21 protein-coding genes are annotated in these 22,563 nt (G+C 71.4%); 16 read left to right on the forward strand and 5 right to left on the reverse strand.

The genetic code is table 11. From position 1 onward, the window contains the following. Positions 1 to 94: 94 nt before the first annotated feature. Positions 95 to 832, reverse strand: a complete 738-nt coding sequence (locus FY030_RS01205; RefSeq protein WP_158059922.1) for an ABC transporter permease — start codon at positions 830 to 832, stop codon at positions 95 to 97. Between the two features lie 166 nt (positions 833 to 998). Next, positions 999 to 1,910 (reverse strand): ABC transporter ATP-binding protein, encoded by a 912-nt coding sequence (locus FY030_RS01210; RefSeq protein WP_158059923.1) that lies wholly within the window; start codon positions 1,908 to 1,910, stop codon positions 999 to 1,001. Between the two features lie 160 nt (positions 1,911 to 2,070). On the opposite strand from FY030_RS01210, the gene FY030_RS01215 reads away from it, so the two are divergent. Together FY030_RS01215 and FY030_RS01220 are read left to right on the forward strand one after the other, a co-directional pair. Continuing rightward, positions 2,071 to 3,393: a sensor histidine kinase gene (locus FY030_RS01215; protein ID WP_158059924.1), complete on the forward strand. Its 1,323-nt coding sequence runs from the start codon at positions 2,071 to 2,073 to the stop codon at positions 3,391 to 3,393. A gap of 7 nt (positions 3,394 to 3,400) precedes the next feature. Next, complete coding sequence (locus FY030_RS01220) at positions 3,401 to 4,096, forward strand: response regulator transcription factor (protein WP_158059925.1); 696 nt, start codon at positions 3,401 to 3,403, stop codon at positions 4,094 to 4,096. 41 nt (positions 4,097 to 4,137) lie between these two features. On the opposite strand, the gene FY030_RS01225 is transcribed toward FY030_RS01220, so the two are convergent. After that, positions 4,138 to 5,028 (reverse strand): patatin-like phospholipase family protein, encoded by an 891-nt coding sequence (locus tag FY030_RS01225; RefSeq protein ID WP_158059926.1) that lies wholly within the window; start codon positions 5,026 to 5,028, stop codon positions 4,138 to 4,140. Positions 5,029 to 5,081: 53 nt separating this feature from the next. Continuing rightward, complete coding sequence (locus FY030_RS01230; RefSeq protein ID WP_158059927.1) at positions 5,082 to 5,417, reverse strand: hypothetical protein; 336 nt, start codon at positions 5,415 to 5,417, stop codon at positions 5,082 to 5,084. Positions 5,418 to 5,943: 526 nt separating this feature from the next. On the opposite strand from FY030_RS01230, the gene FY030_RS01235 reads away from it, so the two are divergent. The 7 genes from FY030_RS01235 to FY030_RS01265 all read left to right on the forward strand — a co-directional run bounded on the left by FY030_RS01235 (position 5,944) and on the right by FY030_RS01265 (position 13,013). After that, positions 5,944 to 6,723 carry an SIR2 family NAD-dependent protein deacylase gene (locus FY030_RS01235; RefSeq protein WP_158059928.1) on the forward strand — a complete coding sequence of 260 codons (780 nt, stop codon included), beginning with the start codon at positions 5,944 to 5,946 and terminating at the stop codon, positions 6,721 to 6,723. Positions 6,724 to 6,886: 163 nt separating this feature from the next. After that, complete coding sequence (locus FY030_RS01240) at positions 6,887 to 7,513, forward strand: DUF998 domain-containing protein (RefSeq protein ID WP_202879739.1); 627 nt, start codon at positions 6,887 to 6,889, stop codon at positions 7,511 to 7,513. A 269-nt stretch (positions 7,514 to 7,782) separates the two neighbouring features. After that, positions 7,783 to 8,892: an ATP-binding protein gene (locus tag FY030_RS01245; RefSeq protein WP_158059929.1), complete on the forward strand. Its 1,110-nt coding sequence runs from the start codon at positions 7,783 to 7,785 to the stop codon at positions 8,890 to 8,892. Continuing rightward, positions 8,889 to 10,115, forward strand: coding sequence for an MFS transporter (locus FY030_RS01250; RefSeq protein WP_158059930.1), 1,227 nt, complete (start codon positions 8,889 to 8,891; stop codon positions 10,113 to 10,115). Before FY030_RS01245 ends, FY030_RS01250 begins: the two co-directional genes overlap by 4 nt. 437 nt (positions 10,116 to 10,552) lie before the next feature. Continuing rightward, positions 10,553 to 10,738: a hypothetical protein gene (locus FY030_RS01255; protein WP_158059931.1), complete on the forward strand. Its 186-nt coding sequence runs from the start codon at positions 10,553 to 10,555 to the stop codon at positions 10,736 to 10,738. Between the two features lie 217 nt (positions 10,739 to 10,955). Beyond that, entirely contained in the window at positions 10,956 to 11,258 is a 303-nt protein-coding gene (locus FY030_RS01260; RefSeq protein ID WP_158062567.1) for a ribonuclease E inhibitor RraB, read from the forward strand. Between the two features lie 132 nt (positions 11,259 to 11,390). Continuing rightward, complete coding sequence (locus FY030_RS01265) at positions 11,391 to 13,013, forward strand: CYTH and CHAD domain-containing protein (protein ID WP_158059932.1); 1,623 nt, start codon at positions 11,391 to 11,393, stop codon at positions 13,011 to 13,013. Between the two features lie 54 nt (positions 13,014 to 13,067). Here FY030_RS01265 and FY030_RS01270 read toward each other — a convergent pair whose 3' ends face one another. Beyond that, the gene (locus FY030_RS01270; protein WP_158059933.1) at positions 13,068 to 13,598 is read right to left on the reverse strand and encodes an O-acetyl-ADP-ribose deacetylase; all 531 of its coding nucleotides are present in this window, start codon (positions 13,596 to 13,598) and stop codon (positions 13,068 to 13,070) included. Positions 13,599 to 13,729: 131 nt separating this feature from the next. Between FY030_RS01270 and zupT the strand changes: the two genes are divergently transcribed. The 7 genes from zupT to FY030_RS01305 all read left to right on the forward strand — a co-directional run bounded on the left by zupT (position 13,730) and on the right by FY030_RS01305 (position 22,562). After that, a complete protein-coding gene (gene zupT, locus FY030_RS01275; protein ID WP_158059934.1) occupies positions 13,730 to 14,539 on the forward strand; it encodes a zinc transporter ZupT in 810 nt (269 codons plus the stop codon). 113 nt (positions 14,540 to 14,652) lie between these two features. Continuing rightward, positions 14,653 to 17,232, forward strand: coding sequence for an ATP-dependent Clp protease ATP-binding subunit (locus FY030_RS01280; RefSeq protein WP_158059935.1), 2,580 nt, complete (start codon positions 14,653 to 14,655; stop codon positions 17,230 to 17,232). Positions 17,233 to 17,535: 303 nt separating this feature from the next. Beyond that, complete coding sequence (pstS, locus tag FY030_RS01285; protein WP_158059936.1) at positions 17,536 to 18,768, forward strand: phosphate ABC transporter substrate-binding protein PstS; 1,233 nt, start codon at positions 17,536 to 17,538, stop codon at positions 18,766 to 18,768. Positions 18,769 to 18,888: 120 nt separating this feature from the next. Then, on the forward strand, positions 18,889 to 19,854 hold the full coding sequence (gene pstC / locus FY030_RS01290) for a phosphate ABC transporter permease subunit PstC (protein ID WP_158059937.1): 966 nt from the start codon (positions 18,889 to 18,891) through the stop codon (positions 19,852 to 19,854). Further along, positions 19,854 to 21,008, forward strand: a complete 1,155-nt coding sequence (gene pstA, locus FY030_RS01295) for a phosphate ABC transporter permease PstA (protein ID WP_158059938.1) — start codon at positions 19,854 to 19,856, stop codon at positions 21,006 to 21,008. Before pstC ends, pstA begins: the two co-directional genes overlap by 1 nt. Positions 21,009 to 21,029: 21 nt before the next feature. Next, positions 21,030 to 21,809: a phosphate ABC transporter ATP-binding protein PstB gene (pstB, locus tag FY030_RS01300; RefSeq protein WP_158059939.1), complete on the forward strand. Its 780-nt coding sequence runs from the start codon at positions 21,030 to 21,032 to the stop codon at positions 21,807 to 21,809. A gap of 21 nt (positions 21,810 to 21,830) precedes the next feature. Beyond that, complete coding sequence (locus FY030_RS01305) at positions 21,831 to 22,562, forward strand: LppX_LprAFG lipoprotein (protein ID WP_158059940.1); 732 nt, start codon at positions 21,831 to 21,833, stop codon at positions 22,560 to 22,562. The last annotated feature ends 1 nt before the right edge of the window (position 22,563 follow it).

Raw genomic sequence — 22,563 nt, forward strand, 5'->3', positions numbered from 1 at the left:
CCGGACGCGCGTTGTGCACCACCCTGCAGGTGCACAACGCGCGTCCGTGTGTGACCGGGTCCGACCGTGGGCCGAGCTCACGTTCGACCGGGGGTTACTTGGCCTCCTTGCGAGCCACCCGCCAGCAGCCGACAGCCAGCGGGAGCAAGATCCACAGGGCGGACGAGGTGCCGATCTGCGCCCACTGCTCACCGGTCAGCGCCTCGTCGCCCAGCAGGCCGCCCTGGGCCATGCTCAGGTCGAACCAGGCGGCGTTCTCCCGCAGCCACGCGGTGGCCATGAAGACGAGGGGCGACAGGGCCGGCACCAGCACGTAGGCGACGATGCCCAGCGGCACGTTGAGCAGCAGCGCGCCGAAGGCGACGCCCATGAGCACGCCGAGGACCTGCATGACGACCAGGTGGCCGAGCAGGGTCCAGCCCATCGCGAGGTCGATCTCGCCGCCGTCGACGGCCAGCATCGAGACGGCGTGCGCGGCCATGGCCAGCCCGATCGACAACGCCAGCACGAGCAGTCCGAGCACGACAGCCGCGACCGTCTTGGCCAGCATGACCCGCATCCGCCTGGGCTCCTGGGTGAAGGTGATGAGCGCCGTCCGCTGGCCCCACTCGTTAGCCGCGGTCATGATGCCCAGGATCGGGATCAGGATGGCCTGGGGAATGTTGGCGGCGGCGAGCAGCGGGACCAGCCCGGTGCCGCTATTGCGGTTGCTCCACAGCGTGATGCCCATCACCAGGGCGGTGATGATCAGAATGGAGAGCAGCAGCCAGCGCCCTGCGCGGGTGTCGACCAGCTTGCGCAGCTCGACCGTCAGCAGAGTGGTGAACCCCACTCTCTTGACCGCCGTGAGCTGCGGGTATGCCCCGTCCTCCCCCGCGTGGTCGCTGTCGCGGTCGTCGTGGGAGCAGAGGATCCGGGGTGGGTGTCGGTGGTGGCCATCGGCTTCTCCTGGTCGGTCGTGGCGGTGTGGGTATTCGTCGGGCTCGGGCGGGGAAGACTCACGCCGCCGCCCCCTCGGTGACGCCCTCGCGCGCGTCGTCGGCGGTCAGCTGCAGGAAGATGTCCTCCAGCCCGCCATCGGAGGCGCTGCGCAGCTCGGTGACCAGCACCTGCTCGGCCAGCGCAAGCCGGGCGACCTCCTCCGCGGTCGCCGAGGTGACCAGGTCGCCCTGCGGACGGGCGGTGACCTGGTGCTCGGCGCGCTGCAGCGCCTCCGTGAGGCGGACGCGGTCGGGCGAGCCGACGATGGTGCCGCCCCCGCGCAACAGCTCCTCCTTCGTGCCCTGGGCGACGATCCGGCCCCGGCCGATCATCACCAGGTCCTGGGCGATCTGCTCGACCTCGTGCAGCAGGTGTGAGCTGAGCAGGACCGTGCCGCCGTCGGCGGCGTAGTCGCGCAGCAGCCCACGCATCCAGCGGATGCCGGCCGGGTCCAGGCCATTGGCCGGCTCGTCGAGGATGAGCACCTGCGGGTCACCGACGAGGGCGCCGGCCAGGCCGAGGCGCTGCCGCATACCCAGGGAGTAGTTGCCCACCCGGCGGTCCGCCTCGCGGGGCGTGAGACCGACCCGCTCCAGCGCGGCTTCCACGCTGCCGCGCGGCATCCCCGCCATCGCGGATGCCAGCGCGAGCGTCTCGCGGCCGGAGCGGCCAGGGTGCTGGGCGGTCGCGTCGAGCATGACACCGACGTGGCGGGTGGGGGTGGGTAGCGAGCGGTAGTCGCGGCCCAAGACCCGGGCGGTGCCGGAGGTGGGGGTGGTCAGGCCGACCATCATCCGCATCGCGGTGGACTTGCCCGCGCCGTTGGGCCCGAGGAAGCCCGTGACCCGGCCGGAGCGGGCGGTGAAGCTGATGTCGTTCACGGCGGTAAACGAGCCGTAGCGCTTGGTGAGGTTCTCGATCTGGATCATGGACCCAGCCTGCCCGCTGCCGGGGGTCCTCCACATCGGTCAGGGGTCGGCGCCACGGTCACCTTGGTCGGCAATTGAGGCCGCGAGTGCATACCGAAGTAGGGGGCGGCGCCGCCGAAGGGCGGTGGGTGGGGGTGCGGGCGCGACCTAGCATCGGGGTATGCCGCCCGCGTCCGCCAGCTCCCCCCTGCCGGGGGCTCCTGACGCGACGCCGGCCCCTGCCTCCTTCGAACGGCTCCCGCTGTGGAAGAACGCCTGGCGGCTGTTCGTGGCCTGGCTGCTGGGGATGGGGGTCTACCTCGTCTACATCGCCCCGCTGGTGCTTCCCGCCGAGACCGATGAGCTCGACGTCGCCGTAGGCCCGGCTCTCGCCCTGCTGCTGCTTGACCTCGTGCTCGGCCATGTCATCTTGGGGGTGGCGGCCTACCGGCGCAGGGCACCCGTGGCGATCGCCCTGATCACCGGGGCACTCTCGGGCTTCTCGGCCTTTGGGGCCCCGGCCGCCTTCCTGGCCGCCGCTTCGCTAGCCACCCAGCGACGCCCGCTGCCGACCATCTGGATCGGGGTGGTGCACGTCCTGGCCGGGATCGCCCACGAGGAGACCATCGCCCCGTGGACCGTCCCGCCACAGTTGCGGACGAGCCTCACCGGCCAGGGCTGGCTGCTCGACAGTCTCGTCTACGTCGCCTTCATCGTCCTGATCTACGGCGTGGCGGTGCTCATCGGGTGGAACGCCGGCTCCCGCCGCGAGCTGCTCGACAGCTGGCGCAGGCAGGCCGAGACGGCGGGGAGTGAGCAGGCGGCGCGGGTGGCCCAGGCCCAGCTGGCCGAGCGGGCGCGGATCGCCCGCGAGATGCACGACGTGCTCGCCCACCGGCTCTCGCTGGTGGCCGTGCACGCCGGCGTCCTGGCCCACCGTCCCGACCTGTCCCAGCAGGAGCGCACCGAGGCCGCCGAGGTCGTCCGGGCCGGAGCGCACCAGGCGCTGGAGGAGCTGCGCGAGGTGCTGGGTGTGCTGCGGGACGACGCGAGGGAGCCCGAGCAGGCGCGCCCGGTCGAGGCACCGCAACCGGGGCTGAGCGGCATACCCGCGCTGGTGGCGGAGGTGACCAGCAGCGGTCAGGAGGTGCGGCTCCGCGCGGACGAGGACCTGTGGCCCCGGTCGGTCTCGCTCCCGGCCAGCACCGGCCGGCACGCCTACCGCGTCGTGCAGGAGGCGCTGACCAACGCCCGAAGGCACGCTCCGGGTAGGACGGTGACCGTGCGTATCGACGGGCGTGTCGGTGACGGCCTGACGATCGAGGTGAGCAACCCGACGCCGCCCACGGCGGAGGGTACGCTGCCGTCCGGCGGCCGCGGCCTGACCGGGATGGCCGAGCGGGTGGAGCTCGCGGGCGGACGCTTCTCGGCCGGTGTCGAGATCAGCGACTTCGTGGTGCGGGCCTGGCTGCCCTGGTCGGGCAGCGGAAAGAGGACAGGATGACGGCAGGATGACGGGCGGCGCACGGCCACGCGTGGTGCTGGTCGACGACGATCCGCTGGTCCGGGCCGGGCTGCGGATGATGCTCGGGGGCCCCGACGGGGTCGACGTGGTCGGCGAGGGCGAGGACGGTGAGCAGGTCCTCGGGCTGGTCGAGGTCCACCGGCCCGACGTGGTCCTCATGGACATCCGGATGGCGCGCACGGACGGGCTCACCGCGACACGGGACCTGCTCGCGGCCCACCCAGAGGCCAAGGTGCTCATCCTGACGACGTTCGACGTCGACGACTACGTCATGGAGGCTCTGCGCGCCGGCGCCCGTGGGTTCGTCCTCAAGGACACCCCGCCGGACCGGCTCGTCGCGGCGGTGCACGAGGTGGCCGGCGGGGACCACGCCCTATCCCCGTCCGTGGCGGCCCTGCTGGTGCGGCATGTGGCCTCCGAGCAACGGGCGGGCCAGCTCGCCGGGTCGGCCCGCGACCGCCGGGCCCAGCTGGCCCGGGACAGGCTGGCCCGGCTCACCGAGCGCGAGCTCGAGGTCGCCCGGGCCGTGGCCCGCGGCGGGGCCAACGCCCAGATCGCCCGCGACCTCTACATGGGGGTGCCGACGGTCAAGGCACACGTCTCCAGCATCCTGGCCAAGCTGGGGCTGGCCAACCGGGTGCAGGTGGCGCTGCTGGTGCACGACGCGGAGGAGCTGGAGTAGCTCAGGTCTGGACCGGCGGGGGTGGGGCGGTCCCGGCCGGGTCAGCCCTGCAGGAACTCCCGGATCGCCGGGATCTCCTGCCGGGCCTGGGCCAGGCCGGCCTCGTGGCTGGTCCGAAGCGCGGCCACGGAGCGCTCGCCGTTGCCGACGGGCATGCGTTGGGGCACGAAGAGGTAGGCCTTCCCGTCCCGCTCGAGCTCCCACAGCTCCTCGCGGGTGGAGTTGTAGCGGGCCGGGCGTGCCCGCAGTGCCTCTGCGACCGCTGGCATCGTGCGGAACCAGCGCCGGACGAGGGCGTCACCCCGTTGCCGGGCGGGTTTGACGTAACCGCGCTCCTGGGTGAGCACCACGAAGAACCTCTCGTAGCCGTCCGCCCGGGCCGCGTCCAGGGGGATGCCGCCTGCCGGGCCGAGGGCCCCGTCCACGAAGACCTCACCGTCGATCGTCACCGGCGGCATGACCATCGGCATCGTCGAGGAGGCCCGGACCCGGACCATGAGGTCGCGCAGGGTGCGCAGGTCCTCCCGGCCCCAGTGCACCTGCTCCCCCCGGGTGGCGTTGAAGGCGCCGATCCGCACGGCCGCGCCGGAGCCAGTAAAGGTCTCCCAGTCGAAGGGCAGTGCCTGACCAGGCAGCGAGGTCTCCTCGTAGATGTAGCGCGCGTTGAAGAGCCCTTCTCCCCGGACGAACGTCCGCCAGTCGCCGAAGCGCGGGTCGGCAGCGAAGTCGGTGAAGCTGTGCCGGGCCCGCCAAGGGTCGCGGGAGACGTAGTTGGCGGTGTTGCTCGAGCCCGCCGAGATCCCGCCCACCCAGGGCAGGTGCAACCCGGCCTCCAGCAGCGCCACCGCCATCCCCGAGGTGTAGGACGCCCGCATCCCCCCGCCCTCGAAGAGCAGCGCCGTGCCGCTCACGGTGGGCTTCAGGTCGGTCATCGACTCAGGGTATGACGTGGCATCGTCCGGCGGTGGGGGCGTCGCCGGCGAAGTCAGGGCGTCCACTGCTCCTCGACCGCCACGACCGCGCCGTCGTCGACGGTCAGCCAGACCCCGAGCAGGAGGACCTGGCCGTCCGCGACCAGCCCGGCCCACTCGGCGTAGTCGAGCACCCGCGCCGTCCCGGGGTCGCCCGTGGGGTAGTGCAGCACCTGGGTGCCACCGGCGACATCGAAGGTCCGCATCGCCGGGTCGTCGTTGCGCACGTAGTAGCCGTTAGGTACGGGGACCATCGCCTCGCCGTCCTCCAGTGCGGCCTTGTCCGCCTCCTCGCCCAGGAAGAAGCACATGAGGTCGAACTGCACGCCGGCCGCGTCGGCGCCCTTCACCTCGCCGTACCACTGCCCGCCCGGCAGCGGCCCTTCCCCGGGGGTGCACCCAGAACCCTCGGGGACGGCCAGGCCGTCGGCCGGCGGGTCAGTAGTCGGGTCGCCGCCCGGAGAGCCGCTCGCACCGGGGTCCTCACCAGGGTCCTCGCCGGGGTTCTCGCCCGGGTCTGGTTCGGCCGGACTCCCGGGCCCCGGGTCCGTGTCTGAGGGTTCGTCCGTGGGCTGGACCGGCTCGGGGGAGGAGGTCTCGGGAGTGGGTTCCGCGGGAGCGGGGGCCGCGGTGACCGAGGGGGTTGTGGGACCGGTCGGCGACGTGTCGGAGCCCCGGGCGAGCGCGGCACGTGGCGGCGCGGCGTCGGGACAGCCCGCACCGTAGCCAGCCCTGGGGTGGGGCAGGACATCGGCCCGTGCGCGTTAGGGTCGGAGGGCTGCTAGCGCGGTCCGACGATCGTGCTCGTATCAGCCCCCTCGCCCGCCCGCGCTGCACGACCTGCCGCGCTGCACGACAGACCGACAAGGAGCCCGGATGACTGACGACCTCGCGGTGCCGCCCCGCGTCCTCGACCTGGCCCGGGATGCCCGCCGGGTGTGTGTGCTGACCGGCGCCGGGATGTCAGCCGAGTCGGGGCTGCCCACGTTCCGAGACGTCCAGGTCGGTCTCTGGGAGGCCCACGACCCGATGGAGCTGGCCACCGCTGAGGCATGGGCGGAAGACCCCGGGCACGTGTGGGCGTGGTACGCCTGGCGGGCCGACCTGGTCCGCCGTTCCGAGCCCAACGCCGGGCACCGGGCCCTCACCGACTGGCAGCAGCGTCCCGATGTCTCCCTTTCTGTCGTGACGCAGAACGTCGACGACCTGCACGAGCGGGCCGGGAGCGAAATGCTCGCCCACGTGCACGGCAGCCTGTTCGCGCTGCGCTGCAGCAGCTGCGGACGGCCGAGCGAGGCGGACTACCCGTCGGTGCCCGAGCCCGTGGGGCACCTGGAGCCGCCGGTGTGCGAGCGGTGCGAGGGCCTGGTGCGGCCGGGCGTCGTCTGGTTCGGCGAGGCGCTGCCGCAGGAGGAGTTCTTCGCCGGCGTCGAGGCCGCGCAGACCGCCGACCTGGTGCTGGTGGTCGGCACCTCCGGCCTGGTGCACCCGGCCGCCACGATCCCGCACCTCGCCGGTGCCCGCGGCGTGCCGGTCGTCGAGATCAATCCCGCCGAGACCGAGGTCAGCGAGGCCGCCGACGTGACCTGGCGGGCCACCGCGGCGACCGCCCTGCCGGCCCTGGTCGCCCAACTGGAGGGCGGAGCACCCGTCTGACCGCGGTGCCGGGCGCCACACCCGTCTGCCGGTCCGACCGCGGCTCCCGCGTTCGTCGAGGAACCGTCACGACCTGTGGATCGGCGTGTCAACAGACTCGTGCCTCATAGGTCGGCCATCGCCTGACTTCCGGCACTGCCGCGAGCACCGGGACGGTGGTCTGGTGGGGTGGACCACATCGGCAACCGGAGAAGAGGACCCCATGCCCTACGGGATCGGCGCGCTCGGCGCCGCGCTCTTTGTCCTCGTCTTCCTCATCGACGGGGCGACCCGGCCGGGCTACTCGCCAACCCGGCACACGGTCAGCGCGCTGGCACTGGGGCCCCGCGGTTGGCTGCAGCGCGCCAACTTCGTGCTGTGCGGCGCAGCGATCACTGGCAGCGCCGTGCGGCTGCTCACCTCCGGCGACCACCAGATGTTGGGCCTGGTGCTGACCATCTTCGGGCTGGGCCTGGTCGTCTCTGTCGTCCCCATGGACCCGATGCGTAGCTATCCGCCGGGCACTCCGGATCGGGACCCGACAGAGTTCTCCGTCGCCCACGCGGTGCACGACGTGGCCGGGGCGGCGGTGTTCTTCGCCCTGCCGGTCATCGCGGTTGTCTCTGCCTTCACGCTGCCCGGGACTGCGTGGACCGTCGGTGCTGTCCTGGTCCTAATCGTGCTCATGGTGGCGCTGATCGCTTTCCAGCGGGCGTGGGAGCAGGACTCCCCTACCACGGGCACCGCCCAGCGGGCCGTCCTCGTGCCGGGCCTGCTCTGGGTGGCCGCGGTCTTCGCCTCCTTCGCCTGAGGGCGCTCGTGCGCCGCCGGATCCCCAACCGCGGGGGCACGGGTCAGAACAGACAGGATCGACCCAGCCGGCACTGCCTCGTGCGTGTGTCGGTGGCCGGTGCCATGCTCGCCTGGTGCTGGTGTGCAACCGGGACGGCCACCGGCCTTCGGCGGTCGGCGGTGTCCCTCCAGGGACCTCGGAGGGGACCCAGCACGGGAGCTGCGCCGGTATAACAGGTATAACGACTTCCTAAGGTATAACAGGTATAACAGTACGAGAGGAGGGTTGTGCCGACCCGCAACCCGTTTCGCCCCAGCTTCGGGGTGAGCCCGCGTGTCCTGGCCGGCCGCGGCGGGCTGATCGACGACTTCGACCTGGCCCTCGACGAGGGCCCGGGCTCGCCGATGCGGTCGGTGCTGGTCAGCGGAGCAAGGGGCATCGGCAAGACGGTGGTGCTGGGGGAGCTGGAAGACCGGGCCCGTAGCCACGGGTGGCTGGTCCTGCGGCTGCCGGAGGGCCCACGGTTGGTCACCGAGCTGGAGGAGACCGTCCTGCCCTCGCTGCTGACCGAGCACGACCCGGAGGCGGTGCAGCGCCGGGTGACAGGCGGAGGGCTCAGCCCACTGGGCAGTGTCTCCACCGAGGTCACCGAGCGGTTCCCGATCACCGAGTCGCTGACCCGGATGCTGGCACGGCTGGCCGGGATCGTCGGCCGCCGGGGGGCTGGCTTGCTGCTTACCCTGGACGAGGTGCAGGCCGCGCCTCCGGACGACCTGGCCCGCCTGGCCTCGGCATACCAGCACCTGGTCCGCGACGACGAGGAGGTGGCGCTCGCCGCGGCCGGGCTCCCGATCGGCATCGACGCCCTGCTCGAGCAGCCGGGCACCACCTTCTTGCGGCGCGCGGAGCGGATCCACCTGGAGCCGCTCTCCGATGACCAGGTCGCCGAGGCCGCAGTGGCGACGGTGCGTGACGCGGGCCGGGTGATCAGCCCGGAGGCGGTCCAGGAGCTGGTCCGGATCGCCCACGGCTACCCCTATCTGCTGCAGCTGGTCGGCTACCACGCCTGGCGGGCTGCGGGCAGGGACGAGGTGATCACCCTCGCCGACGTGCGGGGGACCCTGCCCGTGGTGGTGGAGCGGATGGGCCGGCTGGTGCACGCACCGGCGCTGCGCGGGGTGCCGCCCGGCCAGCGCGCCTACCTGCAGGCAATGGCGCAGGACGACGGACCGTCCTCGACCGGCCAGATCGCCGAGCGGCTCGGGGTGACCAAGGGCAACCAGAACATGCAGCGCACCCGGCTGATCGACCGCGAGCTCATCGTCCCCGCTGGTCACGGGCTGGTCGACTTCGCCCTGCCCTACCTGCGTGAGCACCTGCGGGCAACGTCCACGTGACCGCGACCACCGCCGCCACGCGCATCCCGATCCCGCGCGAGATCTGGATCCTCGTCGGGGCCGCCTTCGTCATCGCGATCGGCTTTGGCATCGTCTCGCCGGTGCTCCCGGCCTTCGCCCGGTCCTTCGATGTCGGGGTCACCGCGGCCTCCGTCATCGTCTCGGCCTTTGCCTTCTTCCGCCTGGTCTTCGCCCCCGTCGGAGGCGCCCTGGTCGAGCGTCTGGGCGAGCGGCCGGTCTACCTCACCGGGCTGATCGTCGTCGCCCTGTCCTCGCTGGCCGCAGCGTTCGCGCAGTCCTACTGGCAGCTGCTTGCCTTCCGCGGGCTCGGCGGCATCGGGTCCACGATGTTCACCATCTCGGCCATGGCCCTGCTGGTCCGGCTGGCGCCGCCGAGCGCCCGTGGCCGGGTCTCCTCGGCGTACGGCTCGGCCTTCCTCATCGGCGGCATGGCCGGCCCGTTGCTCGGTGGACTCGTCGCCCAGTGGGGGATGCGCGCCCCCTTCGTCCTGTATGCCGTCCTTCTGCTGGTCGCCGCTGCCGTCGTGGCCATCGGGCTGGGCGGGGCCCGGCTGCGTCCGGCCCCCAATGCCGCGGACCGGCCGGCGATGACGTTGGGCGAGGCCTGGGAGCACCAGGCCTACCGGGCGGTGCTCGTCTCTGCCGTGGCCAACGGGTGGAGCAACTTCGGGGTGCGGATGGCCCTGTTGCCGCTGCTGGCGGCGGCGGTCCTCGACGAGCCTTGGGTCGCCGGCGTGGTGCTCGCAGTCGGCGCGGTGGGGACCGCGGTCACCCTGCAGTTCTCCGGACGGCTGTCCGACCGGGTGGGCCGGCGCCCCCCGATCCTGGTCGGCCTCCTGGTGCTCGGTGTCTCGATGGGCTCGATGGGGGTCGTCACCTCCGACGGGGTCCCGGCCTCCGCGGGTCTGGCTCTGCTGCTGGCTCTGTCGCTGGTCTCGGGCGTGGGTGCTGGCCTGGTCAACCCCTCCCAGCAGGCCACCGTCGCCGACATCATCGGCCACGAACGCAGCGGCGGCCGGGTGCTCTCGACCTTCCAGATGGCCCAGGATGTGGGGGCCATCGTGGGCCCGATCCTGGTGGGCCTGGTCGCTGACACGCTCGGCTTCGGCGCGGCGTTCGCGACGACCGGGGTGGTCTGCCTGCTGGCCATGCTGCCGTGGCTGCGGGCGCCGGAGCCGCTGGTGCAGCCAGACGAGGGCTGACCGGGCTCGTCAAGGCTGGCGAGGGGCTCGACCGGCCAGGAGTAAAACCCGTTGCGCTCCGGCACGCCCTTGCGGGAGGGTAGTCGGCATGACAAGGAACACGGTGATGGGGTCCGTGCCTGTCGGCGGAGTGCAGTAGCCCGCTCGTCCACCGCGAGCGGCCGTGCCGCCGGCGGCACCGGCTCTGCGTTAAGCGTCCTGGAGACGCCACATCCGTCGCGTAGCTCAGCTGTGTGACGCATCCGTCGCGTAGCCCCCTGAGCGGCGGTCTCTACCACGGTTTGGCTCTGCCACGTCCGTCTCGGACGTGGCGGCCGCCTGCCACCACGACGGGGAATGTCCGCGCACCGGCATGACCCAGCCATTCACTGCTTGCGACGTCCGTCAGGGCGTCGGCTCGCACTTCCCACCCGACCGCGGGAGAGGAGGACATCCTGATGAACGGTCACCTGGACCAGCTCATCGCGCAGAGCATCGCTCACGACCGCGAGCGTGAGCTGCAGTCGGCGCTCAGGCAGCGCCGGGGCGACACCGTCGGCAGTCGGCGCGGCCGACACGTCGCGGTCGCCTGGCAGCACTCGCTGCGCGCGCGCCTGGCGCATCTCTGGGCGTTGTCGCACTGAGCTGACGCGGCCATCACCACCTACCCACCACGCATGGGCCGCGGGCGAGACTCTCGCCCGCGGCCCTGCTGCTGGTTCCGGCCGGCCGGTCACGAGGTCGGCGCGCTCGCCCGTGACAAGGTGGCCGCTCTGACGGGCTGATCGGCACGCCAGAGGACGTGGGGCGGCCCACCTTCGGCCGGGGAGTAGCGCGGCATACCCTCGGACCGTGAGCACCATGCACCCGGGCAGCGAGCACCTCATCATCCTGCCCGAACGGGACATCGCCGAGGCGATCGCGGAGGAGCTGCGCGAGGAGGGTTTTGAGCACGTGCGGGTCGTTCGGGAGGCGGCGCGCAACCAAGAGCACGGGGAGGACGACCTGGAGGTTGAGTGGGCGGTCTACGTGCTCGACCCCCGGCTACCGGACATTGCGGGCGGGGGTGCATACGAGGGCCTGCGCGAGCGGTTCGTGGAGCTGGCCCAGGAGCACGGCGGGTGGTATGACGAGCCGGGCGACCCCCGGCCACCTCAGGGCTGACGCTCAGCCGCCGCCGCCTCTGACACCGCCGCCCCTGACACCGCCGCCTGGCCCACGCACCGACCAGGCTCACCGACCTTGCCCCGTCCGTCCCGGCGGGTGGGTTCTGCTCGAGGTGGACATGATGGGTCCATGGCCGACCCACATAACCACCCCGTCCTCCAACTGGAGCGGGAGCAGAAGTTCGACCTCGAGCCGGACGCACCGCTGCCAGACCTCGACGGGCTGCTCAGGTCTGGGGCCAGCCGCGTCCGCCGGCTGCGCGCCGTCTACCTGGACACCCCCGACCTGCTGTTGATCAGGCAGCGGATCACCCTGCGGCGCAGGGAGGGCGGGGGCGACGAGGGCTGGCACCTCAAGCTGCCGGCCCAGGAGGGATCGAGCCAGGAAGGGTCGGGCGAGGAAGGGTCGGTCCGTTGGGAGCTGCACGCCCCGCTAACCGACGGGCCCGGACGCTGGCGGGTGCCGCCGGGCCACGTCGAGGCCGTCGCCGAACGTCTGGGGGAGGTCTGGACCGACCGGCCCGATGCGGAACGTGGGCTGGTCCCGGTCGCCATCCTGCGCACCCATCGCACCGAGGTCGACCTGCTCGACGACGAGGGTCGGGTCGCCGCGGTGCTCTGCGATGACGTGGTGCAGGCCGAGCCGGCGGGGCACCGATGGCGCGAGCTCGAGGTGGAGCTGGTGGGCGACCACGGCAGCCAGGACGACCTGCTGGGCAGGATCGCCGAGCACCTCGCCGTCCAGGGCGTACGTCCTGCAAACTTCCCGTCCAAACTGAGCCGCGCGCTGGGCGACAGGCCGCAACGGGCCCAGCAGGGTCTGCCGCCGGACGCGGAAGGTCCTGCGGCCGACGTGGTCCTGGCCCACCTTGCCGAGCAGGTGGCCGTGATCCTAGGGCGGGAGGCGACCCTGCGGGAGGACGGGCCGGCCTCGGTGCACAAGACGAGGGTCGCCACCCGCCGGCTCCGCAGCGCCCTGCGCACCTTTCGTCGGCTCCTGGACCGGGAGGTCACTGACCCGCTGCGGCAGGAGGTCAAGTGGTACGCCGAGGTGCTGGGCGCCCCGCGGGACGCCGAGGTGATGCGGGCGGCGGTCCTGGCCGACCTCGCCGAGCTACCCTCCGGCCTGGTGCTGGGCCCGGTCGCGGACCGGGTGCGAGAGGAGCTGGACGGGGAGCACGCCCGGGCGCACGCCGCCCTGGTCGAGGTGCTGGACGGACCCCGGTATGCCGCGCTGGTCGACCAGCTCGTCGACCTCCTGGCAGACCCGCCGTGGCGCGGCCGCGCCGAGCGACCCGCGGCGAAAATCCTGCTGCCGCTGGTCGCCCAGGCCGTCGGTCGCGTCGAAGCAGAGTGGCAGGACCTGCGTGAGGCTGAGGAGGCCGCCGCCTCGGGCGACACGGCGGGCCTTGATCTGGACGACCGGATGCACCGGCTGCACGAGATCCGCAAGCGGGCCAAGGCGGCCCGCTACGCCCACGAGGCGGTGGCGCCGTCCTTCGGCCAGGACGCCGCAGCCCTTGCGGCGGCGTGGGAGAAGGCCACCGAGGCCCTGGGCGTGGTCCAGGACAGTGTGGTCGGTGAGGAGCGGCTGCGGCGGCTGACTCTCGCGGCGCGCGAGGCGGGCGACCCGGACTTCACCTATGGCGTCCTCGTCGGCCGCCAGCTCGGGGTGCGCGGGCCGATGCTGAAGGCGGGGGAGGGTGCGGTCAAGGCGGCGCTGCAGCGCGAGCAGGATCTCGCCGGAGAGTGATCTGACTGCCCACCCTGCTCGCCCTGGTCGGCACCGACGGCGTCGCGCGGGGCGTCAGCCCTCGGTCGCCAGGGCGCGCTCGAAGTCGCGCAGGATCGGCGGGCTGAAGAGCACGAACCGCACCTCTTTCACTGCCGCCTCCGGCCTGTCCTTGGCCCACTCCCGCACGGTCGCCACCGCCACGTCGGCAACCGTCGCGGGGTCCCAGCCGTAGATCCCGGCGCTCACCGCCGGGAAGGCCACCGTCTCGGCGCCCACCTCCTCGGCGACCTCGAGGCTGCGGCGGAAGCAGGAGGCCAGCAGGCCCGGTTCAGTCTGGCCGCGGTGCCGGTTCGGGCCCACCGTGTGGATGACCCAACGGGCGGGCAGATGCCCCGCGCCGGTGGCCACGGCCTCCCCGACCGGGAGCCCGTCGGGGAAGCGGTCGGCCCGGACCGCGCGGCACTCCTGCAACAGCTGCGGTCCGGCCGCGGCGTGGATCGCGCCGTCGACGCCGCCCCCGCCCAGAAGCGAGGAGTTGGCCGCGTTGACGATCGCGTCCACGGCCTGCACGGTGAGGTCGCCCAGGTGGCAGGTGAGCTGCATACCCCCAGGGTGGCAGAGGCCCGGCGGGCCCGCTGGCCGCTGCGCGGGTCGATCGCCCGGGCGTCGGGACGGAACCCGGATCGACGTGGTGCACAATCGGTCGCACAGTCGACCACGGGCGTGAGGGAGGTATGGGCGTGCTGCTCGCCTTCGTGGTCACGCTGCTCGCGGGGCTGTCCACGGTGATCGGGGGCTGGCTGGGCACCCAACCCCGGGTGCTGCGCCGCGACATCCTCGCCGCCGCCCTGGCCTTCGCCGCCGGGATCATGATCACGATCTCGGTGGTGGAGATCGCCCCGAGCGCGCTGAGCTCGCTGGACGAGATCGTCGGCAGGACCGCGGCGATGCTGTGGGTCGGGGGTGCACTGCTCCTCGGCGCGGCGCTGGTGGTGCTCATCGACAAGGCCATCCCACACCACGTCAACCCCGCCGAGATCGGCGGCGGAGATCAGCTGGACCGCATCCAGGCCGGACAGGTCGACGCCCGGCTGCTGCGCAGTGGCATCTTCCTGACCGCGGTCGTCGCCCTGCACAACCTGCCGGAGGGGTTGGCCACCTTCATCTCCACCCTCAAAGAGCCCGCCGGGGGCATCACCCTGGCCATCGCGATCGCGATCCACAACGTTCCTGAGGGTCTGGCCGTCGCCGCGCCGATCTACGCCGCCACCCGTTCCAAGGCGCAGGCGCTGCTCTGGGCGACCGTCTCCGGGCTGGCCGAGCCGGTCGGCGGGGTGTTGGGCTACCTCATCCTGGCGGCCGTGCTCCCGGAGGAGTGGCTCAGTCTCACCCTGGCCCTGGTGGCCGGGATGATGATCGCGGTGAGCTTCATGGAGCTGCTGCCAGCGGCCCGCCGCTACGAGACCCACTACACCCAGACCCTGGCCGGCCTGTTCCTCGGCGCCGTCGTCATGGTCCTCTCCCTGCTGCTCCTCACGCTCTGACCCGCGCGCTAAAGTTGAGTGGAATGCACTCAACTTCGATGGCGTTGCACCAGGTGGGACCACCACCTGCGTGAGCTGGCGCCGACCGGCGCCGGAAGGAGAACGACACACCCATGGACTTGACCACCAAAGCGCAAGAGGCGCTGCAGGCCGCGATCCGCGACGCCGCAGCCTCCGGCCACGCGCAGGTCGAGCCGGCGCACCTGCTCCTGGCGCTGGCCGGCCAGCCCGACACCACCACCGGCCCTCTGCTGGACGCGACCGGGGCCTCGGCCCGCTCCGCCGCGCAGGCTGCGGCGAACGCGCTGGCCGCCATCCCCCGGGCGTCAGGCCAGACGATGGGCAACCCCCAGTTCTCCCGCGCGATGCACAGCGTGATCAAGGAGGCGCAGGACGCGATGTCTGCGCTGGGTGACAGCTTCATCTCCACCGACCACCTGCTGCTGGGGCTGGCTCGCTCCGGCGGCTTCCCGCTGCTTGACGCCGCCGCGATCGAGCAGCGCATCCCCACCCTGCGCGGGGGCCAGAAGGTCGACACGGCCGACCCCGAGGCGACCTTTGACGCCCTCGGCAAGTACGGCCACGACCTCACCGCAGCCGCCCGCGAGGGTCGGCTGGACCCGGTGATCGGCCGAGACTCCGAGATCCGGCGGGTGGTGCAGGTGCTCTCCCGGCGCACCAAGAACAACCCCGTGCTCATCGGCGAGCCGGGGGTCGGCAAGACCGCAGTCGTCGAGGGCCTGGCCCAGCGGATCGTCGCCGGGGATGTCCCGGCCTCGCTCCAGGACAAGACCCTCATCGCCCTGGACCTGTCCGCGATGGTGGCGGGCGCGAAGTACCGCGGCGAGTTCGAGGAGCGGCTCAAGGCCGTGCTCGGTGAGATCAAGGCGAGCGAGGGCCGGGTCATCACCTTCATCGATGAGCTGCACACCGTCGTCGGGGCCGGTGCCTCCGGCGACTCCTCGATGGATGCCGGCAACATGCTCAAGCCGCTGCTGGCCCGCGGCGAGCTGCGGATGGTCGGCGCCACCACCTTGGATGAGTACCGCGAGAACATCGAGAAGGACCCCGCCCTGGAGCGCCGCTTCCAGCAGGTCTTTGTGGGGGAGCCCTCGGTGGAGGACTCGATCGCGATCCTGCGCGGTCTCAAGGAGAGGTATGAGGCGCACCACAAGGTGGCTATCGCCGACTCTGCGCTGGTCGCCGCCGCCGCCCTGTCCGACCGCTACATCAGCGGCCGGCGCCTGCCCGACAAGGCGATCGACCTCGTCGACGAGTCGGCCTCCCGGCTGCGGATGGAGATCGACTCCAGCCCGGTGGAGATCGACCAGCTGCAGCGTCAGGTCGACCGCCTGTTGATGGAGGAGCTGCACCTGGCCAAGGCCGCCAGCGGCGACTCTGGCGACGAGTCCGCGAAGGTGCGGCTGGCCCGCCTGCGCGCCGAGCTGGCCGACCGGCAGGAGGAGCTGGCTGGTCTCACCGGCCGCTGGGAGGCGGAGAAGTCTGGCCTGAACCAGGTCGGTGAGCTGAAGGCTCGGCTGGACGACCTGCGCACCCAGGCCGACAAGGCTCAGCGCGAGGGCGACTACGAGACCGCCTCCCGGCTGCTCTACGGCGAGATCCCCGACGCCGAGAAGCAGCTGGCCGCCGCCCACGAGCAGGAGCGGGCCGCGAGCGCCGAGGCCACCAGCAGCCCGATGGTCAAGGACGAGGTTGGCCCCGACGACATCGCCGAGGTCATCTCCGCGTGGACCGGCATCCCTGCTGGCCGGTTGCTGGAGGGAGAGACCGACAAGCTGCTGCGGATGGAGGAGGTCATCGGGGAGCGCCTGATCGGCCAGGGGCCGGCGGTCCGCGCGGTCAGCGACGCCGTCCGCCGGGCCCGGGCAGGCATCTCCGACCCCGACCGACCCACCGGTTCCTTCCTCTTCCTGGGCCCGACCGGCGTCGGCAAGACCGAGCTGGCCAAGGCATTGGCCGACTTCCTCTTCGACGACGACCGCGCCATCGTGCGGATCGACATGTCCGAGTACTCCGAGCGGCACGCCGTCGCTCGCCTCATCGGCTCACCGCCCGGGTATGTCGGCTACGAGGAGGGCGGTCAGCTGACCGAGGCGGTGCGCCGCCGGCCCTACTCGGTGGTGCTGCTGGACGAGGTGGAGAAGGCTCACCCCGAGACCTTCGACATCCTGCTGCAGGTGCTCGACGACGGTCGACTCACCGACGGGCAGGGCCGCACGGTCGACTTCCGCAATGTGCTGCTGGTGATGACCTCCAACCTGGGCAGCCAGGTCCTCGTCGACCCGATGGTCACCGAGGAGACCAAGCGGGAACAGGTCATGGCGACGGTGCGCGGGGCGTTCAAGCCGGAGTTTCTCAACCGGTTGGACGAGGTCGTGATCTTCGACCCGCTGAGCCCGGAGCAGCTGGCCACTATCGTCGGCCTGCAGGTCGAGCTGTTGGCGCGCAGGCTCAGCGACCGCAGGATCGGCCTGGAGGTCACCGACGCGGCCCGAGCGTGGCTGGCCGAGCGTGGTTATGACCCCGCCTACGGTGCCCGACCGCTGCGCCGGCTGGTACAGACCGAGATCGGTGACCGGCTCGCCCGGGCCTTGCTCGCCGGCGAGGTCCGCGACGGTCAGCACGTGGTGGTCGACCGCGACGGAGAAGGCGACGGGCTCGTCTTGCGCTGAGCACGTCATCGCGAGGCGCGCCTCGCGGGGAAGGTGTCCCGTGAAAGTGGCCACAGTGGGCCGCTTCCACGGGACATCTTTATGCGCCGCGGCTCGTGCTGCGCGAGGTGAGCGATGCACAAGGGTGGGCCGGAAGACCGAGATTCGTTGCTCGTTCACCGTTCATTCACCTGAGCCGCGTCTACGGGACACATCACCTGCCTACGGTCACTCTCGTCGGCACCGCCGCCAGCACGCCCAGCCCTGCCGGTTGGCCCTGGTGGGCGTGCGACCCCTGACCAAGATCATCGAAAGAGGTTCACCGTGAAGCTTCGCCGCTTTGCTCCGACGCTGGCCATCGCCATGGCCGCGTCGTTGACGCTCGCCGCCTGTGGCGACGACAACCCCACTGCGGAGGAGACCCCCGCCGCCGACACGGCGGACGACGCCGACGCTGACGCCGACACCGATGCTGGCGCCGACACCGATGCTGGCGCCGACACCGACACCGACACCGAGACCCAGGACAGCGGCGCTGAGACGCAGGACGCCGGCGGGACGGACGCAGCCGGTGCCGAGCTGTCCGGCAGCCTGGCCGCGGCCGGGGCCTCTGCCCAGAACGCGGCGATGACCTCGTGGATCTCCGCCTACGGCGAGGTCCAGCCCGACGTCCAGGTGACCTACGACTCGGTGGGCTCCGGCGCCGGTGTGACCTCCCTGGCCCAGGGCGCGGTCGACTTCGCCGGCTCCGACTCCTACCTCGACGAGGAGCGCCGCGAGGCCGTCCAGGACTACTGCGGGGATGAGGGCGCGATCAACCTGCCCGTCTACGTCTCCCCGATCGCGGTGGCCTTCAACCTGGAGGGTGTGGACTCCCTCAACCTGAACGCCGAGACGATCGCCAAGATCTTCAACCAGGAGATCACTGAGTGGAACGACCCGGAGATCGCCGAGCAGAACCCCGACGCGGACCTGCCCGAGGAGCGCATCGTTCCGGTCAACCGCTCGGACGACTCCGGCACCACCGACAACTTCACCAAGTACCTGGCCGCTGCGGCCGGTGACGCCTGGCCGCACGAGCCGGGCCAGACCTGGCCGGTGGCCGGTGGTGAGGCCGGCGCCCAGACCGCCGGTGTGGTCTCCATCCTGTCCAGCACCCCGGGCACCATCGGCTACTCCGACGCCTCGGCCGTCGAGGGCATGACCCTGGTCAACGTGGGGGTGGGCGATGACTATGTCGAGCTCTCCCCCGAGGCCGCCTCACGGGTTGTCGAGGCCTCGCCGCTGGCCGACACCGGTGTCGAGGGCGACCTCGCGGTCGACCTGGACTACGCCACCACCGAGGCTGACGCCTACCCGATCGTGCTGATCTCCTACCACGTGGTCTGCAAGAACTACCAGGACGCCGACAAGGCCAACCTGGTCAAGGACTTCATCTCCTACGTGGCCTCCCCGGAGGGCCAGGACGTCGCGGCCGACGGTGCCGGCTCCGCCCCCATCTCCGACGGTCTGCGCGAGCAAGTGCTGGGCGCCCTGGACACCGTCAACGGCGGTTGATCCCACCCCCCACTGACGCCACGACGGTCGTGGTCCAGCCCCAGGCTGGACGACGACCGTCGTGGCCGTCGGCGAGGGATATCCTCGCCACAGTCCTCCTGGTGAACGAAAGGGTTGCCGATGAGCAACACGACGCAGGACGCGCCTGAGACCCGCCCCGCACCCGCACCGTCGAGCAAGGCCGTCCGCCGTCCTGGCGACCTCGTCTTCTCCGGTCTGTCGATCGGCTCGGCCGCCCTGATCCTGACGATCCTGGCCGGGGTCGCGATCTTCTTGATCATCAACGCCCTTCCGGTCTTCGAGGCCGACCCCGAGGACATCTCGGGTGGCAACGGCTTCTTCAGCTACGTCTGGCCGCTGGCCGCCGGCACCGTGGTGGTCTCGCTCATCGCGATGGTCCTGGCCACGCCCGTCGCCGTCGGCATCGCCCTCTACGTCTCGCACTATGCCCCGAAGCGGCTGGGAGTCACCATCGGCTTCGTCATCGACCTGCTCGCCGCGGTGCCCAGCGTCGTCTACGGCCTGTGGGGCTACATGGTGTTCGCCCCCCAGATGCGTCCCTTCTACGAGTGGCTGTCCGAGAACATGGGGTGGCTGCCCCTCTTCGGCGGCAATCCCTCGACCACCGGGCGCACCCTGCTGACCGCGGGCATCGTGCTGGCGGTGATGATCCTGCCGATCATCACCAGCGTCTCCCGCGAGGTCTTCCTGCAGACGCCGCGGCTGCACGAGGAAGCCGCCCTGGCCCTCGGCGCGACCAAGTGGGAGATGATCCGCACCGCCGTGCTGCCGTTCGGCAAGCCCGGCATCATCGGCGGCACCATGCTGGGGCTGGGCCGCGCCCTCGGTGAGACGATGGCCGTGGCCATGATCCTGTCCGTCGGGCCGTTCACCTGGTCCTTGATCAGCTCCGGCAACCGCACCATCCCCGGCGAGATCGCGCTGAACTTCCCCGAGGCCCAGGGCGGGCTGCGGATGCACGAACTCATCGCCGCCGGTCTGGTCCTGTTCGTCATCACCCTCGCCGTCAACCTCGTCGCCCGGTGGATCGTCCAGCGCTCCGCCGAGTTCTCTGGAGCCAACTGATGAGCACTGATCTGCGGCCGCAGACCCACGAGGAGCTGCCGCCCACCGGGCTGGACCAGGTGTCCGGCGTCGAGGTGGCCCCCGTGCACCCTGCGACCAACGCCCCCGGCCGCATTGTCCTGGTCGTGGCCGCCGTCGTGGCCGTGCTGCTCTGGCAGGTCGTCGGCTTCCACGTCGCGGTGTCCGTCGCCCTCGCCTTCCTGATCTACCTGGTGGCCCTCTACGTCGTCTACCGGAGGGTCTCCGGCCACCGCCAGGCGGTCAACCGGGTGATGACCGGCATGATCACCGGTGCCTTCCTGCTGGCGGTCCTGCCGCTGATCTCCCTGCTGTGGACCGTGACCAGCAACGGTATCGGTCTGGCCACCAGCCCGGACTTCCTGCAGTCCACTATGCGTGGGGTTGACGGTCGGCACGACCGGGCCTTCTTCGAGGAGGGCGCCCCCCTGCTCGGTGGTGTCCACCACGCCATCATGGGGACCCTGATCATCACCGGGATCGCCACCCTCATCTCGGTCCCCATCGGCCTGCTCACCTCGATCTACCTGGTCGAGTACGGCGCGGGCTCCAAGCTGGCCCAGGCCATCCGCTTCATGGTCGACGTGATGACCGGCATCCCTTCCATCGTCGCCGGTCTGTTCGCCTTCGCGCTGTTCTCCCTCTTCCTCGGTCCGGCCGACGCCAAGATCGGCATCGCCGGATCGGTGGCACTGTGCGTGCTGATGATCCCCACGGTCGTGCGCAACAGCGAGGAGATGCTGCGCATCGTGCCCAACGAGCTGCGCGAGGCGGCCCTGGCCCTGGGTGTGCCCAAGTGGCGGGTCATCCTCAAGGTGGTCCTGCCCACCGCGGCCTCCGGCCTGGCCTCGGGCGTCACCCTGTCCATCGCCCGCGTCATCGGTGAGACGGCGCCCCTGCTGGTCACCATCGGGGCCGTGCCCTTCCTTAACTTGAACCCGGTCGACGGTCGGATGAACACCCTGGCCGTCTACGCTTACGACCTGTTCAAGAACCCGCTCTCGCCCGGCTCCTACGCCGAGCCCAGCCTGCAGCGCGCGTGGGCAGCGGCCCTGCTGCTCCTGGTCATCGTCATCCTGCTCAACCTGGCGGCCCGCCTCATCGCCAAGATCTTCGCGCCGAAGACCGGCCGCTGACACCCCCTGGGAGAAACACCTATGTCCAAGCGCATCGACGTCAAGAACCTTGACATCTACTACGGCGAGTTCCACGCCGTCAGGGACGTCAGCATGACCATCGAGCCCAAGGCCGTCACCGCCTTCATCGGCCCGTCCGGCTGCGGCAAGTCAACCTTCATCCGCACCCTGAACCGGATGCACGAGGTGATCCCCGGGGCCCGTGTCGACGGTGTCGTGGAGATGGACGGAAAGAACCTCTACGGCAGGGAAGTGGACCCGGTTGACGTGCGCCGTCGGGTGGGGATGGTCTTCCAGCGGCCCAACCCCTTCCCCACGATGTCCATCAAGGAGAACGTTCTGGCTGGGGTGCGGCTGAACTCCAAGCGTCTGTCCGGGAAGGCCGCCGACGAGCTGGCCGAGAGGTCGCTTCGCGGCGCCAACCTGTGGAACGAGGTCAAGGACCGGCTCGACAAGCCCGGCTCCGGCCTTTCCGGTGGTCAGCAACAGCGGCTGTGCATCGCCCGCGCGATCGCGATCCAGCCCGAGGTGCTCCTCATGGACGAGCCGTGCTCGGCCCTGGACCCGATCTCGACGCTGGCCATCGAGGACCTCATCAACGAGCTCAAGCAGGACTACACGGTCGTCATCGTCACGCACAACATGCAGCAGGCGGCTCGCGTCTCGGACCGGACCGGCTTCTTCAACCTCGAGGCGACCGGCAAGCCGGGGGAGCTGGTCGAGTTCGACAGCACCCAGACGATCTTCAACAACCCGAGCAAGAAGGCGACCGAGGACTACATCTCCGGTCGTTTCGGCTGACCGGCTGCCATAGTGGCGGGTATGACGAGGCGCAGCGCACCGCAGACCCGCCACTTGGTCGCCCTCGCCTTGTTGGCGGCGGCCATGCTCACGGCCTGCAGCGACGGTGAGGACGAGACCGAGACGACCGCTGCGCCGCCCCCGCCCAGCGCGGCCGACCGGCTGACCCAGGCGCACGGCGTGCTGGTCGAGGCCGGGTCGCTGCACCTGGCGATGTCCGGCAGCGACCTGCCGGAGGACCAGAGCACCTACATCATCAGCGCCACCGGTGAGGGCACGATGGACCCGCCGGCCTTCGACGGCACGATCACCGCTCAGATGGCCGGCATCCAGGCGGACGTGCCGACGGTCGCCGTCGACGGGGAGCTCTACGTCAAGCTGCCCTACGTGCCCCGGCACGTGCGCACCGACCCTGAGGACCTGGGGGTGCCGGACCCCGCGACGCTGTTCGACCCGGAGGAAGGGCTGGTGGGTCTGCTGGGGCAGACGCAGGAGCCGGAGTTCGGCGAGCGCCGCAGGGAGGGGGCAGAGGTCGTGCAGGAGGTGGTCGGGACGCTGCCGGGCCAGGTGGTGCGCGACCTGTTGAGCGCCGGAGACGCGGACGCGGACTTCGACGTCAGCTACGGCCTGGTCGAGGAGGACTGGCAGGTCCGCACGGTGGTGATCACCGGGCCGTTCTACCCGCCCGCCACCTCGACCTACTCGTTGATGCTCAGCTCCTACGGGGCACCCGTCACCGTCACCGCTCCCTGAC

This window comes from Ornithinimicrobium pratense, assembly GCF_008843165.1.
Lineage (GTDB): Bacteria > Actinomycetota > Actinomycetes > Actinomycetales > Dermatophilaceae > Ornithinicoccus > Ornithinicoccus pratensis.

What these genes read in the sequence shown, in the direction of transcription:
- FY030_RS01210 (WP_158059923.1), bottom strand. Translation starts at nt 1,910, where the DNA reads ATGATCCAGATCGAGAACCTCACCAAGCGCTACGGCTCGTTTACCGCC.
- FY030_RS01215 (WP_158059924.1), top strand. Translation starts at nt 2,071, where the DNA reads ATGCCGCCCGCGTCCGCCAGCTCCCCCCTGCCGGGGGCTCCTGACGCG.
- FY030_RS01220 (WP_158059925.1), top strand. Translation starts at nt 3,401, where the DNA reads ATGACGGGCGGCGCACGGCCACGCGTGGTGCTGGTCGACGACGATCCG.
- FY030_RS01225 (WP_158059926.1), bottom strand. Translation starts at nt 5,028, where the DNA reads ATGACCGACCTGAAGCCCACCGTGAGCGGCACGGCGCTGCTCTTCGAG.
- FY030_RS01235 (WP_158059928.1), top strand. Translation starts at nt 5,944, where the DNA reads ATGACTGACGACCTCGCGGTGCCGCCCCGCGTCCTCGACCTGGCCCGG.
- FY030_RS01255 (WP_158059931.1), top strand. Translation starts at nt 10,553, where the DNA reads ATGAACGGTCACCTGGACCAGCTCATCGCGCAGAGCATCGCTCACGAC.
- FY030_RS01260 (WP_158062567.1), top strand. Translation starts at nt 10,956, where the DNA reads ATGCACCCGGGCAGCGAGCACCTCATCATCCTGCCCGAACGGGACATC.
- FY030_RS01265 (WP_158059932.1), top strand. Translation starts at nt 11,391, where the DNA reads ATGGCCGACCCACATAACCACCCCGTCCTCCAACTGGAGCGGGAGCAG.
- FY030_RS01270 (WP_158059933.1), bottom strand. Translation starts at nt 13,598, where the DNA reads ATGCAGCTCACCTGCCACCTGGGCGACCTCACCGTGCAGGCCGTGGAC.
- zupT (WP_158059934.1), top strand. Translation starts at nt 13,730, where the DNA reads ATGGGCGTGCTGCTCGCCTTCGTGGTCACGCTGCTCGCGGGGCTGTCC.
- FY030_RS01280 (WP_158059935.1), top strand. Translation starts at nt 14,653, where the DNA reads ATGGACTTGACCACCAAAGCGCAAGAGGCGCTGCAGGCCGCGATCCGC.
- pstC (WP_158059937.1), top strand. Translation starts at nt 18,889, where the DNA reads ATGAGCAACACGACGCAGGACGCGCCTGAGACCCGCCCCGCACCCGCA.
- pstA (WP_158059938.1), top strand. Translation starts at nt 19,854, where the DNA reads ATGAGCACTGATCTGCGGCCGCAGACCCACGAGGAGCTGCCGCCCACC.
- pstB (WP_158059939.1), top strand. Translation starts at nt 21,030, where the DNA reads ATGTCCAAGCGCATCGACGTCAAGAACCTTGACATCTACTACGGCGAG.
- FY030_RS01305 (WP_158059940.1), top strand. Translation starts at nt 21,831, where the DNA reads ATGACGAGGCGCAGCGCACCGCAGACCCGCCACTTGGTCGCCCTCGCC.